This is a genomic window from Ruegeria sp. H4 (genome assembly GCF_056533065.1).
The window spans coordinates 2,065,165-2,080,795 of the sequence record NZ_JBQFOC010000001.1; the positions used below are offsets into that span (position 1 = coordinate 2,065,165).

General features: G+C 58.3%; 13 protein-coding genes. 4 read left to right on the forward strand and 9 right to left on the reverse strand.

Annotated features, from left to right (window positions below; genetic code table 11):
- Nucleotides 1-119 precede the first annotated feature (119 nt).
- From ACR0KG_RS10115 to ACR0KG_RS10140, 6 genes are all read right to left on the reverse strand, one after another.
- Complete coding sequence (locus ACR0KG_RS10115) at nt 120-860, reverse strand: maleate cis-trans isomerase family protein (RefSeq protein WP_480544746.1); 741 nt, start codon at nt 858-860, stop codon at nt 120-122.
- Nucleotides 857-1,924: a pyridoxal phosphate-dependent aminotransferase gene (locus ACR0KG_RS10120; protein WP_480549500.1), complete on the reverse strand. Its 1,068-nt coding sequence runs from the start codon at nt 1,922-1,924 to the stop codon at nt 857-859. Before ACR0KG_RS10120 ends, ACR0KG_RS10115 begins: the two co-directional genes overlap by 4 nt.
- Nucleotides 1,921-3,573: a hydantoinase B/oxoprolinase family protein gene (locus tag ACR0KG_RS10125; protein ID WP_480827177.1), complete on the reverse strand. Its 1,653-nt coding sequence runs from the start codon at nt 3,571-3,573 to the stop codon at nt 1,921-1,923. Before ACR0KG_RS10125 ends, ACR0KG_RS10120 begins: the two co-directional genes overlap by 4 nt.
- Nucleotides 3,573-5,666 carry a hydantoinase/oxoprolinase family protein gene (locus ACR0KG_RS10130; protein ID WP_480827178.1) on the reverse strand — a complete coding sequence of 698 codons (2,094 nt, stop codon included), beginning with the start codon at nt 5,664-5,666 and terminating at the stop codon, nt 3,573-3,575. The genes ACR0KG_RS10125 and ACR0KG_RS10130 overlap by 1 nt, the downstream gene beginning before the upstream one ends.
- Before the next feature lie 217 nt (nt 5,667-5,883).
- Entirely contained in the window at nt 5,884-6,855 is a 972-nt protein-coding gene (locus tag ACR0KG_RS10135; protein ID WP_480827179.1) for a pyridoxamine 5'-phosphate oxidase family protein, read from the reverse strand.
- A gap of 38 nt (nt 6,856-6,893) precedes the next feature.
- On the reverse strand, nt 6,894-7,517 hold the full coding sequence (locus ACR0KG_RS10140; protein ID WP_480544741.1) for a glutathione S-transferase family protein: 624 nt from the start codon (nt 7,515-7,517) through the stop codon (nt 6,894-6,896).
- A gap of 104 nt (nt 7,518-7,621) precedes the next feature.
- Here ACR0KG_RS10140 and ACR0KG_RS10145 point away from each other — a divergent pair, with 104 nt between their 5' ends.
- The 4 genes from ACR0KG_RS10145 to ACR0KG_RS10160 all read left to right on the forward strand — a co-directional run bounded on the left by ACR0KG_RS10145 (nt 7,622) and on the right by ACR0KG_RS10160 (nt 10,979).
- Nucleotides 7,622-8,509 (forward strand): LysR family transcriptional regulator, encoded by an 888-nt coding sequence (locus ACR0KG_RS10145; protein ID WP_480827180.1) that lies wholly within the window; start codon nt 7,622-7,624, stop codon nt 8,507-8,509.
- Between the two features lie 139 nt (nt 8,510-8,648).
- A complete protein-coding gene (locus tag ACR0KG_RS10150; RefSeq protein ID WP_480827181.1) occupies nt 8,649-9,317 on the forward strand; it encodes a cupin domain-containing protein in 669 nt (222 codons plus the stop codon).
- Between the two features lie 13 nt (nt 9,318-9,330).
- The gene (locus ACR0KG_RS10155; RefSeq protein WP_480827182.1) at nt 9,331-10,419 is read left to right on the forward strand and encodes a flavin monoamine oxidase family protein; all 1,089 of its coding nucleotides are present in this window, start codon (nt 9,331-9,333) and stop codon (nt 10,417-10,419) included.
- Nucleotides 10,419-10,979 carry a TetR/AcrR family transcriptional regulator gene (locus ACR0KG_RS10160; protein ID WP_480549516.1) on the forward strand — a complete coding sequence of 187 codons (561 nt, stop codon included), beginning with the start codon at nt 10,419-10,421 and terminating at the stop codon, nt 10,977-10,979. The genes ACR0KG_RS10155 and ACR0KG_RS10160 overlap by 1 nt, the downstream gene beginning before the upstream one ends.
- Nucleotides 10,980-10,999: 20 nt before the next feature.
- Here the strand turns inward: ACR0KG_RS10160 and ACR0KG_RS10165 are convergent, their stop codons facing one another.
- From ACR0KG_RS10165 to ACR0KG_RS10175, 3 genes are all read right to left on the reverse strand, one after another.
- Nucleotides 11,000-11,833 (reverse strand): HTD2 family dehydratase, encoded by an 834-nt coding sequence (locus ACR0KG_RS10165; protein ID WP_480827183.1) that lies wholly within the window; start codon nt 11,831-11,833, stop codon nt 11,000-11,002.
- 99 nt (nt 11,834-11,932) lie between these two features.
- Nucleotides 11,933-13,036, reverse strand: a complete 1,104-nt coding sequence (locus ACR0KG_RS10170; protein WP_480827184.1) for a mandelate racemase/muconate lactonizing enzyme family protein — start codon at nt 13,034-13,036, stop codon at nt 11,933-11,935.
- A 1-nt stretch (nt 13,037) separates the two neighbouring features.
- Nucleotides 13,038-15,524, reverse strand: coding sequence for an FAD-dependent oxidoreductase (locus ACR0KG_RS10175; protein WP_480827185.1), 2,487 nt, complete (start codon nt 15,522-15,524; stop codon nt 13,038-13,040).
- Nucleotides 15,525-15,631 lie beyond the last annotated feature (107 nt).

Consider the following 15,631-nt stretch of genomic DNA (forward strand, 5'->3'; position numbering starts at 1 on the left):
GTTCGTCTGCGTGAGTGAGTTGCAGATTTAAACCTGACAATAGTAATAAGGATTGCCGATCACAAGAGGTCCGACACTGACTTTTTGCCACATCTGCGTCAGAGTCGTCGCGTTTCCAATCAGATGAGATCGAACAAACGACCGGGAAGGCCGTGATGCCGTGGCAAATCCAATGCCCTGACAAGCGCAAACATCATCGCCTGGTTCGATGTGACCACTGGTTTGCCCAGTCGGTCTTCGATCCGCTCAACCGCCTCAACCGCGCGCATGTCGGTGCAGCTGAGCACGATGGCTTCTGCTTCGGGGTGATCTGCGCGACAGGCAAGATCAAACACCTCATCTGGTGTCAGTTCACCCTGCCCATAGTTTCCCAACGCCCGCCCGATATCTGCAGAATGCACCGTCGTGATGTCATTCTGCGCCAGAAAATCTGCAGCCTGCGCGTTGATCTCACCCAAATAGGGTGAGGCGAACCCGACTTTGCCCACACCCAGTGCTTTGATCGCCTGTACCAGTGCCCCGGCTGCGGTGAAGGTGATAGCACCAGACGCGGCCTTGATATCGCGCACCAGTTGCGCGTCAAAAGATGGCCCATGGGTCAGCGTGGCCGAGGTGCAACCGTACAGAACCACATCAGGCCGAACGCCAGCGATCATTCTCAGGTCATGGCTTATATCCGAGGCCCCCAGCCCCGCCATCTGATCAGAGCCGGGGATTTCGTCCACGTCATACCCCCCCATGCGCTGAAAATGCACTGTCGTATTCGGGCACCGCATCAGCATCATGTCAGCTTCCAGATTGGTGTTGGTGAAGGGCACCAAGACACCGATCTTTGCTCGTGTGCGGGTCTCGTGGGTCATGACGTTATCTTTCTGAGCACGGCCAAACAGCGATCCATTATCTCCTGCGGGCAGATCGTTGCCCGTAGACAATCGCCCAGCCCATAGCCGCCCATGCCCCGCATTAGCAAACCTTCGGCCAGTAGGGCGTGATCAACTTTCTGAGCGGTTTCGACATCCGCGAACCTGATCAGCACAAAATTCGTATGGCTGTGTGGCACAGCCAGGCCGAGCGCCCTGCACTCATTGGCAAAGCGATCTCGGATCGCAGCCGTTCGGTTCACCGTTTCCTGCATATGCGCCTGATCCCGCATCGCTGCCGCTGCCATGGTCTGAGAGGGAATCGATACGTTGTTCGGGTTCAGGACCTTCCGCACCTCAGATGCAATCTCTGGGGGAAAGACACCCCAACCCACACGTGCGCCCGCTAACCCATATGCTTTTGAGAACGTGCGCAAAACCACCGTATCACCACGTTTCGCCAAGGCGAAAATTTCAGCCGGGTTGTGGTCTGCATCCGCAAACTCCGCATAGGCCTGATCGATCACCAGCAGCACATCGTTTCGCAGGGCGTCGCGAAGACGGATGATTTCAGGATTCGGGATCAGAGTGCCTGTCGGATTGCCTGGGTTGCAGACAAAAACAATCCGCGTTTTGGGTGTGACAGCGGCCAAGACATCATCTACCGAAACGGTCAGATCGACCTCACGCGCCTGCACATAATCCGCCTGCACCTGCGCGGTGGCAGACGCCACATAGGCATAGCCGTAATCCGTGCCCAACACCCGGTCCCCCGACCCGGCATAGGTTCGGATCAGGCAACCGATCAACTCCATCGACCCTGCCCCACACAGGACCATTTCAGGGTCGAGGTTATGCACCTCGGCAATCGGTGCACGCAAATCAGACCAGTCCGGATCAGGATAAAGCGGCATCTGATCCAATACCGCCTGACCCGCTGCAACAGCCATTGGGCTGGGCGGAAAGGCGCTTTCATTCTGTGCCAGAGAAACGGTGCCTGCGTCTCCGAGATCGGCCAAAGCGTAAGGAGCCATCGCACGGATATGATCGACTGCCCGGATCATGGCTTAACACCGTAGGCCTTGGCCCCTTCGGGTGTTATCAATCCGCGCTTTAGATCCAGCGCCAGCGCGTCCGGGTCCCGATCTGCCGGATCGCCGAACCCGCCACCCCCGGGCGTGTCGAAGATCAGACGGTCTCCGCCTTCGACCCTTAGCTCACCCTTGCCGGGAATGTCGCTGACCCCGTCCCGAAACCGGATACGCCCCGGCGCGCCGGGTTGGCCGCCCATCCGGCCCAAGGCGGGGAATTTCAGCCGCTCAACCGACAGGAACACTATGAACGGCGCACCATTGGACGAGGTCATCTCGATCCTCTGGCCCAGCCCGCCGCGATATTTGCCCGCACCGCCCGAATCCGGCAGCAATTCGCGCCGCCATATGATCACTGGCGCAACGCTTTCGGTGATCTCGACCTGAGAGCCGAAGACACCCGAGGGGTAGGCCGTGGCCGACAGCCCGTCCGCATGGGGTCGCGCGCCGGTGCCGCCGTTGTGCACGGGCTCGATGGCAAACTCACGCCCGCCATTGGCCGTAACCTCAGGCGCGTGGCGCATGGGCAGATCAAACATGCAGCTTGCACCCTCGGCCGGAACCTTATCGGGCAGCGCCTGATGCAGGCACCCCAATACCAGATCAGGCGTCACCTGCCCCAGCGTATGGCGCATCGCCACCGGCACCGGGCGCTGCGCATTGAGGATACAGCCCTTGGGACCATCAACCGTGAACGGTCCCAGCGAGCCCGCATTGTTGGGAATATCCGGCCCGACGATGCAACGCAGGGCAAAGACCGTATAGGCCGTGGCATAGTTCAGCGGTACGTTGATGCCCTTTTTCGAACAGCCCGATGTGCCGGCGAAATCCACATGCATCCCGTCCTTGGTGACGGACAGGGTGGCATGCAATTCCAGTTCATTTTCATAGCCATCCATACGCAGCACGTTCTTGAAAACACCCTCTGGCACCTCAGCGATGGCCTCCAGCGCGCCTTGGCGCGAGGTCTCGATGATATAGCTGCCCAAACGGTCCAGATCGTCGATCCCGAACTCATCCATCATCGCCACCAATCGGTTCACCCCGGCCTCACAACAGGCAATCAGGGCGTAGATGTCGCCCTCATTCACTATCGGCTCGCGCGAGTTGGCGCGGATGATGTCCATCAGCAGCGCGTTTGGTGTGCCTTCTTCAACCAGTTTGCAGGGCGGGATCAGCAGGCCCTCGTCGTAAATATCCGACCCTTCCGGCCCCATGCCCAATCCCCCCAGATCGACCAGATGAGAGGTGCAGGAGGTAAAGCCAACCACCTTGCCATCCTTGAACGCGGGCATCATCAGTAAGAAGTCGTTCAAATGCCCGGAAGCCAGCCACGGGTCGTTGGTCATGTAGATGTCACCGGGTCTCATGTCCTGAACGGCAAAGCGTTGGCGCAAATGCAGCACCGCCTCGGCCATGGTGTTGATATGTCCGGGCGTTCCAGTCACGGCTTGGGCCAGCATCCGACCATTGACGTCGAAGATCCCGGCAGAGATGTCGCCGCATTCTCTTACAATGGGCGAAAAGGCAGCGCGGATCAGGGTCTGTCCTTGTTCCTCGACGACGGCCAGCAGTCGGTTCCACATGACTTGCAGGCGAGCGGGAGAAAGCTCGGGTTTCATCATACGCCTCCTTTCTGATCTTGGATCAGCACTAGATTGCCAATTGCATCCATATGGGCTGAGAAATCTGCGGATACGAGCGTGGTGGTCTGAGGCTCATGGATCAACGCCGGGCCGGATACGTAGTCACCGGGTTCCAGATCGGCACGCGCGATGAATGCCGCGTCTTTTGTCGTGCCGTCCACATCGCAGGTGATCGGGCGTGTCTCGGTTGCGTTGAACATGGTGCGTTCGGGCGTATCGAGCACAGGTGCAACTGTGTTGTCCAACGTCTCTACCCTAACGGCCCAGTTCAAGATCTCGATCTGCATCCCAGGTACGGGGCGCGAGAATTGCTTGCGGTACTCCTCCTCAAACGCGTTGGTCAGCGGGGCAATGTCTTCGAGCGTCACCGCACGGTCCGGCAGAGGAATTTCGATCTCATGCCCTTGCCCGTGATAGCGCATGAATGCTGTGCACCGGGTTTGAGTTCGCGCATCGCCCGCCCCTTTGGCCACGACCTCTTCCGCCTCGGAAATCATCGCATCAAACAAGGCATTCACCCCATCCAGGTCCATGCTGTTCAGCAGCGAATAGTGTGAGCGCACAATCTCGAACGAGACCGGCGCGAACAGGAAGCCCACTGCCGACCCAACGCCCGGATTGGGTGGGATCACGATGCGAGACACGCCGGCAGAACGGGCGACGCGACCGGCGTGCAACGGGCCGTTTCCACCAAAGGCTATCATCGTGCGTGGGCCGAGGTCTTTCCCCGACTCGACCGCATGCATTCGCCCGGCGCTGGCCATGCTTTCATCGACAATGCGGCTAACCCCATCCGCGGAACCGACCGCATCCAAGTCCAATCGCTCCCCAATTGTACGGGCCAACGCTGCCTTGGCGCTAATCGCGTCTAACTGGATATGCCCTTCGGCAAAGGTATCCGGCACTATGTAACCCAATGTAATATCACTGTCGGTTACCGTCGGTTCCGTTCCACCACGCATAAAAGCCACCGGCCCGGGCTCTGACCCTGCAGATTGCGGCCCAACAGTCAGGCGGCCCAGACGATCCACCCCGGCAATCGAGCCGCCGCCCGCGCCAATCTCGATCATCTCGATCACCGGAATTCGCACCGGCATACCCGAGCCTTTGATGAAACGCGCGGCGCGCGCGATTTCGAAAGAACGTGAAGTCTGCGGCCGTGCATCGTCTATCAGGCACAGCTTGGCGGTCGTGCCGCCCATGTCAAAGGATAGAACTTGATCGAGTCCCGCTTGCGCGGCGATGCGTGCGGCCAGAATGGCCCCTCCTGCCGGGCCGGATTCGACCAGACGGATTGGAAAGCGGGCTGCGGTTTCGACCGTACACATGCCTCCGCCTGCCGTCATCATCAAGATCGGGCATGTCACACCTTCGGCTGCGAATTTCTTGGCGAACCGGGCCAGATAGCTTTGCATCAGGGGTTGGATGTAAGCGTTTGCGACCGTGGTGCAGAGCCGGTCGAACTCTCGGGCTTCGGGGCTAACATCGGATGAGATCGAGACGGTTAGGTCTGGACGGCGCTCAGCCAGCAGATCCCGCAGGCGCCGTTCATGCGCCGGGTTGGCATAGGCGTGCATCAGGCAGATCGCCACCGCCCCGGCCCCACTTGCGTCCAGTTCGGCCAGCAAGTCATCGACCTGCGCCTCATCCAATGGGATCAGCACAGCGCCTTCGGCGGACATACGTTCGCGGATCACAAAAGACCGCTCTCGCGGGACAAGAAGATCAGGCTTTTCCAGATTGATATCGTATTGGGAATAGCGCCTCTCATACCCGATATCGAGGATATCACGGAACCCCTCGGTGCAGATCGTCGCCACCACGGCCCCGCGCCGTTCGATTAGCGCATTTGTTGCCAGCGTGGTGCCATGGATGAACCCCGTCACCTGCGGCAGAGATCGCCCGCTTGCGGCCATCACCCGCCGCGCGCCCTCCATCGCCCCATCTGCCGGGTTCTGATGGGTCGTCAGGGTTTTGTCCGAGGCCAATATGGTCTCATCGCCTTCAACCAGAACCGTGTCGGTAAAGGTGCCGCCAATATCTATGGCCAGGCGCAGCGCATATGTCATGTTTCATCTCGTTTTGCATGTGACTTCGACCAATCAGAACGCCCCTCGGGCTTCTATTGGCACATCACAACGAGATCACAGCCGGTTGCCCGGCGATCCAATGGGTTGGTTGTCAAAACATAGCGCATGGCCATTTGTTGCGCTGGATAACTGCCAGAACTAGCGCATTTGCGACACATATGACCCGGAACGACATACCCAACGGGGTATCCACCACTTACCTTGCTGCTGTCGACCAACTCCCCGTGCTGAGGCTGTTCGGTGAATATTCGGTCAATTCCGCACGAAACGGCAACGCGTCATGTATCCGAATGCCGCTGACCAACTCAAACCGCCAGCCACGTTGTGCACCATCAAACCCCGCGATTTCCGGGTGCTGTTCCGCCAGAACTCTGACCGTTCCTGTCAGCATCAGTGCATCGCCGGTTTGATAGTCAGGAAATAGTAAACCTGCACGCGGCGTGACAAGAAAGTTGCCCAGCGTGTTGAAGAAGTTGTTTCCTTGAAAGTCCGGCACCAGAAGGCTGTTGCCTTGCACCTTCACAAACCCCGACCGCCCACCGCGATGCGAAACGTCAACGCTGCGACCCGTATTGGTGTCTGCATAGCTTGCGACATAGAATGCGTTGGCTGAGGCGACCATGTCACGCGCGGCAGTGTCCAGTTCATTGAACCGCTCGATTTTTGAGCGCTTCGCTTCGCTGCCTGGCTCTCGGATGAAGTCAACGACATGCGTTTGAATGTATTTCGGACAATTCCCGAAAGACTGGGTCACATCCAACAGTATGTCGGTTTCTGATACTTCGCCAATTGTTGCATTCAGACGATTTCGTCGCCGCGTAGATAGTTCGAGCCCCAGCAAACCCAGTGGCGTGTTGTGTACCAGAGCGTCAGCCAATGGATCGTTGGGATGAGGCCTGGCCTGTACCCTCAACTGTCTTTCATTTGGTGAGGACAAAAATCCAGGCTTGCCGGCCAGGATCGATGCCCAGGGCCAGCCATCCTGATCGACACTGCCCAGAAAAACAAAGGGCAACTGTGCAAAGAATTCACGATGCTGGTCCGGCATGAACGGGCGGATCACCGTCCGACCTATCTTCTCCATTCTGTCTTGTTTTCCGATGCGGCGCTGCATTTCGCGCTCGCCGCGGTGAAACGGAGAATGCTCGGTTTGAAGGGGCGCGTTCATGGCGGACCTCGCGGTGTCTTTTGGGTTCAGATGCTGCTTTAGGCGGCGTTTAGCCCGGCTGCGGTTTTGGGCATTGGTACAAACCCTTCCAAAGCTTCGATATTGGCTAGCAGGCGCCGCACATTCGGGTAGGGTTCCAACGAAACATCGCCTTCGGGAGCGTGGGCGGTGTAGCTGTAGATGGCCACATCAGCGATTGTGGGCCGATCACCGACAAGCCAATTACGCCCGTCCAGATGTGCATCGAGCTTGCCCAAAACTTTGGCTGCTGTTGCGTGGGTAAACGCCATGTCCAAAGGCGCGTTGAACACATTGATCAACCGGGCGGCTGCGGGGCCAAAGGCGATCTCGCCTGCGGCAAGGGTCAGGAATTTCTGAACCTCAGCCTCAAGCACCGGATCATTGGGCAGATAGTCTGGGGCGTATTTGCGGGCAAGGTAAACAAGGATTGCGTTGCTGTCGCACACGACAACATCGCCGTCCTCTAAAACCGGTACTTGCCCTGCAGGGTTCAAGGCCAGAAATGCATCCTGTTTGTGCGCCCCGCCCGCCAAATCCACATCAACAATGTCATAAGGGATATCGGCCAGGCTGGCGAACAAAACTGCCCGGTGAGCGTGGCCAGACAGTGGAAAGCTGTGAATGCGGAGGGGATATGTCATCAGATGGCTCCTTCTTTTCGATTGCATTGGAGCCAGAGATAACTTGCTTACAGTCAGGCGATAATATACTCACTTATTGAATGACTATGAACGTGGCGTAGATAATGGACACCATCGCAGGAATGCGGGTTTTTGTGGCTGTCGCAAGCCACGCATCGTTTACTGACGGTGCCCGACAGGTCGGCATCAGCACGAAACTGGCCAGCAAATACATAGGGCAACTTGAGCAGCGTCTGAACGCTCAGCTTCTTCATCGCACCACCCGCAGTGTCACCCTGACCGACACCGGCAAGGCCTATTTCGAACGCTGCTTGCCGCTCTTGGAACAATTCGATGAGTTGGAAGGGCTGGTCCAGCAACGTCAGACCGAGCTGGCCGGACGCATCCGGATCACAGCCCCGACTGGTTATGGATCGGCCGAGTTAGTTCACCTGCTCAAACCCTTTCAGGATGAACATCCAGCCGTTTTGATCGAACTGCATTTGTCTGATCACCATGTGTCCTTGGTGGATGAAGGGTTTGATCTGGCCATTCGCTTTGGGGCGCAGAAAGACTCCTCGCTGGTGGCGCGTAAGTTGACCGATATGCGTATCGTTTGCTGTGCTGCACCGGATTACCTGGGCCGAATGGGAGCCCCCAAAACGCCAGAAGATCTGTCATGGCACAACTGCCTGCTGCAAACGACGGGCAATCTGATCGACAGTTGGGATTTCAAAATCTCGGATGGAAAACTGTTTGTACCAGTCTCGGGCAACTTCCGCGCCAATTCGCCTCGCGCGGTCGCGAACATGGCCGCTGATGGGTTGGGGATCGGGCGGGTGCCTTTGTACACTGCGAAGCCGTTCTTGGCGGAAGGACGGCTAAAGTTGATCCTTGAGGCATACGAGGCCCGGATTTTGGGCCTTTACGCCACTTACCCGCCCAACCGGCACCTGACCGCTAGAATTCGCGCGTTGATCGACTATCTGGTCACTGCTCTGGCGCATTCATAGCGGTTTTGATCGGTTAAATGCCTAAAGTACAACAAAAAAATCGTTGTTCAAAACTTGGTGTTGAAATCCGCCTACCTAGTAGTAGATAGTTATTGCGAAACTTGTATGCCAATCTACCTTTCCCGAGAAGGAACGTCCTATGGAACTGAACTCTGATTTCTCCGCCCGCGTCGTTGTCCACTCGGATCAGTTAGACTGGTTGCCCTCGCCAATGAAGGGCGTTGACCGTCGGATGCTGGACCGGATCGGAGGCGAAGTGGCCCGTGCCACCACCATTGTGCGTTATGCACCGGGCAGTTCGTTCTCGGCCCACACCCATACCGGAGGCGAAGAATTCATCGTACTGGACGGGGTATTTCAAGACGAACACGGCGATTTCCCTGAAGGTACCTATGTGCGCAATCCACCAACCTCGTCTCACACACCCGGTTCAGAGCCGGGATGTACGATCTTTGTCAAACTCTGGCAGTTTGACATGGAGGATCGAACGCAGTTTCGCAAAACCATGGCGGAGGAGCTTAGCGCACCAGTGAAGGGCGTTGCGACAGCGCTACTGTACGAAGATCCCCGCGAACGCGTCACCTATAGCCATCTTGATCCGGGTGCGGAACTGACCTCGGATGCAGCTGGTGGGCATGAGCTGTTGGTCATAGGTGGCCAGATCACTGCGGGCGGGGATGCGCTGGCTAAGAATGCATGGCTACGGTTGCCTGACGGTGAAAACCTGACAGCTGTGGCAGGTCCTGATGGTGCAAAGGTCTGGATAAAGACTGGCCATCTGCCCTATGCCAAAGCGCCTACGGCTTGATCGCGCCGTGCACATGAGCTCTCGACCCAGACAACGGACGCAGACCCTGATCATCGGGGGCGGTCTTTCGGGCCTGAGCCTTGCGGCAGAGCTCACGCGACAAGGGCATGACTTTGTTTTGGTTGAGGCTCGGGATCGCCTAGGCGGTCGTATTCTGACCCGGCATCATGGCGATAACGGCTACGATCTGGGTCCGGCCTGGTTCTGGCCCGGTCAGCCAAGGATTGCAGACTTGATCGGCCAGCTTGGTCTATCCTGGTTCGAACAGCATTATGCAGGCGAGCTGACCTATGAGGACAAACAAGGCCGCATGTCGCGGGGCCTTGGGTTTTCATCCATGCGGGGATCACTGCGATTGGACGGCGGCTTTGGTGTGCTGATCGACGCTTTGGCGGCAAGCGTCCACCCGGACCGGGTTCAGCTGTCAATGCCAATACAACAGATTGCGCGTGGCGAAAATGGTGTGATTGCAACAGCTGCCGACGGCCGGAGCGTTCATGCTGACAGGGTTGTGCTCGCCCTGCCACCGCGGGTTGCTGCGCAGTTGTCTTTTGTGCCCGCGTTGCCTGACAACTCGCTGAGTTCGATGCTTGCGGTTCCCACTTGGATGGCGGGTCAGGCCAAGGCCGTTGCAATCTACGCATCACCCTTCTGGCGCGACGCCGGACTGTCCGGCGACGCGATGAGCCGTCGGGGACCGATGGTTGAAATCCACGATGCCTCGCCCGCCCAAGACGGGCCCTATGCGCTATTCGGCTTTGTCGGATTGCCGCCGCAGGCGCGTAAAGATCGGGTGCGTCTGCGCCAATTGGTCTTGGATCAACTCAAGCGGCTGTTCGGGCCAGAGGCTGCACAGCCGCTGGACCTGTTTGTCAAAGACTGGGCCAATGACCCGTTCACGGCAACATTGGAAGATCAGCAACCGCTGTTCAGTCACCCAACCTATGGCCTGCCCTCACCCCTGAAGGGTCTTTGGGACCAGGCGCTGATTTTCGCTGGGACCGAGGTTGCCCCCCAGTTCGGTGGATACGTTGAAGGTGCATTGGAAGCCGCGGAACAGGCCGCAAGGCTTATCATTTACCAAAAGATTGAGTTGTTATGATGACCGATACGAAAATAGCCCTTCTGAACGTCGCCGAGCAAGCCGCGCGCACCCGTGGGTTTGATGGGTTCAGCTATGCAGATCTGGCCGATGCGGTCGGCATTCGCAAAGCATCGATCCACTATCATTTTCCGACCAAGGCAGCACTAACTGCCGCGTTGATGGATCGATACCATGACGCTCTGAAGGCCGATTGTGATCGGATCGATGCCGCCTGGCCAACTGCGGGCCAGCGTCTGCTAGCGCTGATCGATATCTACCGGGATGCGCTAGGCGGTGGCAAAACGTTGTGTCTGTGCGTGGCCTTGATCGGCAGCCGCGAAAGCTTGTCGGATGAGGTGATCCAAAAGATATCTGAGTTCCGAGCTATGATGGTGAACTGGCTGATCCGAGTGTTCGAACTGGCGGCGCAGGATGGGTCCATTTCATCTTTGGGTGCCGCCCCAGCCGAGGCCCGCGCGGCCCTTGCCCTGTTGGAAGGGGCACATTTGACCGCACGGGCCGAAGAAAACACCTCGAGCTTCAATCAGGCTGTTGAATTGCTTGAGGCGCGGTGTTGAGTGCGGTTAACAGCTGAGGATCAGAACGTCGCGCGGGCCTGCATCGCGTTGACCCCATCATGGCGGCGGGCCCAAAGGTCCAAACCATCTTCACTCGCCCTGCCTTGAAGTTGAAATGGTGCCATCCCTGTGATGGGAGACAGGCCTTTGAATGCGAATGTTTTCAGCGGTTTGTTGACGCTCCGACTGGCCAGAGCGGCCAATAGTGTCGCTGTCAAAGGGCCGTGAAAAACCAGCCCACTGTACCCTTCGACGGTGCGGGCATAGTCCACGTCGTAGTGGATGCGGTGGCCATTGAATGTCAGGGCCGAATAGCGGAACAGCATGACCTCGGACGGCGTAACCATTTCCGAAACCTCTGCGTCGGCAGGCGCGATAGGTTGCGCGGGTTTTGATGCGTTGGGCTTTGGATCTTCGCGATAAACGATGTCATGTTCTTCGGTCAGGGCAAGCGTGCCATCTTCGGCCAGAACCTCATGCACCACCGTGACAAAGCAAAGCTCCCCGCTGCGCCCGCTTTTTTCAGTGATGGCTTTGATGGTCGAGCGTTTCTTGATACGCGCCCCCAGCGGCAAGGGTGTATGAAACGTAAATCGACCCCCTGCCCACATGCGCCGAGGCAATGCAACAGGCGGCAAAAAACCGCCCTTCTTCGGGTGCCCGTCCCGCCCCAACTGATCCAGAGGTTTGGCATCGAGAAAGTAGAGCCAATGCCATAGCGGGGGGAGCGGATCGCCAATGCCCAAGCCGGGCTCTTGCCCCAGCGTGGCCTGCATGAACCGCGCTGGTTCGGGGCGCAGGATGTCACCGTGGCTTTCGCTGCGCCCGATCCAATTGTCGAAAGTATTTGGCATACTACGCCCGAAGTTTACGCCACTTACGATCCGTGGCAGTTCGGGGCAGCCTAGGATTGCTCAGTGCCAACGACAAGCCGAACCGCGCGAAGATTTGGATCAATCAACAATAGAAATTGGCTGGCCCAGCGTGTCAGCATCGGGCGTGATACCCAAACCGGGCCCCTCGGGCGGAGTGATGCTACCATTCTGACGCACGGGGCAATCCGGAGCCAATCGGGGCCCGACATAGTGGCTCAGGTCGCAAGTGTTCAGGATGCCACGCGCGGGTGTCGATGCTGCCAGATGCAGCACGGCCGCTGTTGTGATATCACTGCCCCAAGTGTCTTCGATACACATCTGGGTGCCCAGCGTCAGACAAAGGTCGCGGATTTGCCGCATGGCGGATAGGCCACCCATTTTCGACAGTTTCAACGCTGCCGCTTGCATGCAGCCCAATTGATGCGCCTCAAGCAACGAGGTGATGTCATGGGCGTTTTCGTCGATTTTCATCGGCAGGCCGGTTGTACGCTGGACATGGGCGCATTCATGCAAAGTGGCGCAGGGCTGTTCCAGCATTACGTCCAGATGAGATGCGGCCCGCCCGACCCGGATGGCCGTCAGCGCATCGCAGCCGCAGTTCCAATCGCCGTAAACCAGGGGACCTGACCCAACGGCTTCGCGCACCCTTGCCAGACGTTCCACATCCGCTTGCCAGTCGTCGTCCGCACCCAGCTTCACTTGAAACTGGCGCATACCGTTGTCATAAGCGTCGCGTGCCATTCGGGCCATTTCATCCGGCGCGACGCAGGTGATCGAGTGATAGAGCGGCATGTCCTTGACTTGCCGCCCGCCCAACAGGCGATGCAGCGGCAGGTCCGCCGCCTGCGCAGTCAGATCCCACAGGGCCATATCGACGGCCGATTTGGCATAGCCATGGCCGTGCAGGTAGGCGTTCGCACGTTCCATCAATGCCTCGGGGCCAACCGGGTCGGCCCCGATCAGAACCGGGGCCAATTCCATGACGGCAGGGATGACGCCCTTGGCATAGGCCGGCAAGTAGTGGGGAATGGGGCAGACCTCACCCCATCCTTGCAGCCCGGCATCCGTATCGATTCGCAGAACCACAGAGGTGGTGGTGTCGCAGGTTTTTCCATCAGCCATATAGTAGGTCTCATGGCTGGTCAGGGGAACTTCCCACAGCGCGATGCGCGTGATCTTCACGTCAGGCTTCCTCTACTTGCTCAAGCTGTGGGGCGTCGGTGCGCGGCAGAAGGCTGGCCGGGTCATAGGCTGGTTCAGCCAGGATGCACCCTTTGCGCGGCGTGCCCGCAATGATGACCTCGATTTCGGTGCCCGGCACATGGGCGTGCGGCTTGATATAAGCAAAGGCCAAGATCTTGCCGACCGTGTGGCCATAGGCGACCGAGGCCGTTGCGCCGACAATTTCACCATCCACAACAACAGCTTCGCCGCCATGGCCGTCCTCAACCCCATCCGGTTCGATCTCCAGATAGGCACAGATCCACGGCATTTCGCCCGTCTCGGCCTGTTTCGCACTGACACGCGTGGCTTCGACGCCCAAATAGTCTTTGTTCAGCTTCATGAAGCGGCCTACATTGGCCTCGGGCAGCGTGACCTCGTTGGTCAATTCGCCCGCACCGGGGAAGGCCTTCTCCATCCGCATCGCGTTCATCGCGAAGGACCCGTAATTGACGATGCCGTACGCCTCACCCGCAGCCCATAGCGCGGAATAGACGTCAACACAAGCCGCGTCGGGCATGTGTAGCTCCCAACCCAATTCGCCCGCATAGGACATCCGGAACGCCCAGACCTTGTGGCCTGCAACGGTGATTTCCTGCGCCGACAGCCAGCGGAAACCGGCATTCGACAGATCCGCATCGGTGCATTGCGCCAGAACATCGCGCGATTTTGGGCCGTTCAACGACAGGGCCGACCATTCGGCAGACAGCGCCGTGATGGTTACATCCTCATCGGCGCGGTTGTGGTTCAAATGGTCCAGCAGGCGCTGTTCGAAGAAGGCGGCACAGACCAGATAGAACCGATCATCCGCCATGCGCACCAGCGTGGTTTCCAACTCGACCCGACCCCGGCGGTTCAGCATATGGGTCAGCGTGATCGAGCCGGTTTTCTGCGGCATCTTGTTGGCGGTCAGACGGTCCAGCAATGCGTAAGCGTCCGGGCCCGAAACCTCGACCTTGGTAAAGGCGGTGACATCCATGATGCCGACGCCTTGGCGCACGGCTTTGACCTCGGCCCCGATCACATCATGCACAACGTTGCGGCGGAAGCTGTAGTGGTCGCGCTGCTCGACGCCGTCCGGCGCAAACCAGCGGGGGCGCTCGAACCCGTAGACCTCTTCATACACCGCGCCCTTGTCCTTGAGAATTTCATAGAGCGGAGAAGGCTTTATCGGGCGCCCCTCCAAGCGGTTGAAATGCGGGAACGGAATTTCATGGCGCAGTTTGTAATCCTCATGCGCCTTGATGACCTGCCAGTCCTTCTTGGCGTAGCTGCCAAAGCGGCGCGGGTCGTAGTCGCGCATCGAAATGTCAGCCGCTCCGTGGACCATCCACTTGGCCAGTTCGCGGGTCAGGCCGGGCCCCCAACCGATACCAATCTGGGTCCCACAGCAGCACCAGTAGTTCTTGACGCCCGGCGCAGGACCAACCATTGGGTTGCCATCGGGCGGATGGCTGATGGCACCATGTACTTCGCGTGTGATGCCCAGTTCAGCAAAGATCGGCATACGTACCAGCGAGTTCTCCAGCCAGGGCATGACGCGGTCATAATCAGCCTCGAACAGCCAGTTTTCGTACTCCCACGGGCATTCGTCGTGCCAAACCGAGTTCGAGTTCTCTTTCTCGTAAATCCCGATCAGGCCCTTTTTCTGCTCCATCCGGATATAGCCCGAGACCATCTTGTCATCGCGGATCACCGGCAGTTCAGTGTCCAGATTCTGAAATTCGGGCACGTTTTCGGTGACGAAATAGTGGTGTGTCATCGAGGTCATGGGCAGCTGCAGTCCCGACCATTCGCCCATCTGGCGCGCGTAGGTGCCGCCTGCATTGACCACATGCTCACAGGTGATTGTGCCCTTTTCGGTCTCAACCACCCACTCGCCCACATCGTTCTGAGTGATGTTGGTGGCGCGGCAGTGGCGGAAGATACGCACCCCTTTCTGACGCGCGCCGATTGCCATCGCCATGGTCACGTTCGAGGGGTCCACGTGGCCATCGTCCGGGGTGTAAAGCGCGCCCAGAACGCCATCCAGATTGTAAAACGGGTGCTTTTCTGCGATGAAGTCAGGCCCGACCAGCTCGATGTTAAACCCCAGCGAACGACCCACGGACAAGGTGTGGCGCAACCAGTCCATCTCATCCTCGGTATAGGCCAAACGGAACGAGCCGCAGCCATGCCAGGTGACGGCTTGCCCGGTCTCTTCCTCAAGTGTTTTAGAATACAGGCCAATATTGTAATCGACCATCCGCCCCAGCCCGTAGGAGCTGGTCGAATGGGTGATCTGCCCGGCTGCGTGCCATGTCGATCCGCTGGTCAGTTCAGCCTTTTCCAGCAGGATTGTGTCTTCGCCCCAGCCTTCATGCCCCAGATGATAGGCCAGGCCGCAACCCATGACGCCACCGCCAACAATGACGACCTTCGCACGCTGCGGCAGTTCTGTTTTGGACATCACAAAATTCCTGTTCGAGAGTCGCAGATTTCTGTGGATTTGATATTCAAACAAATGTACCACGGTCAATGATAAATGATACAAATGATTGCGGCATGGGTTTTTGA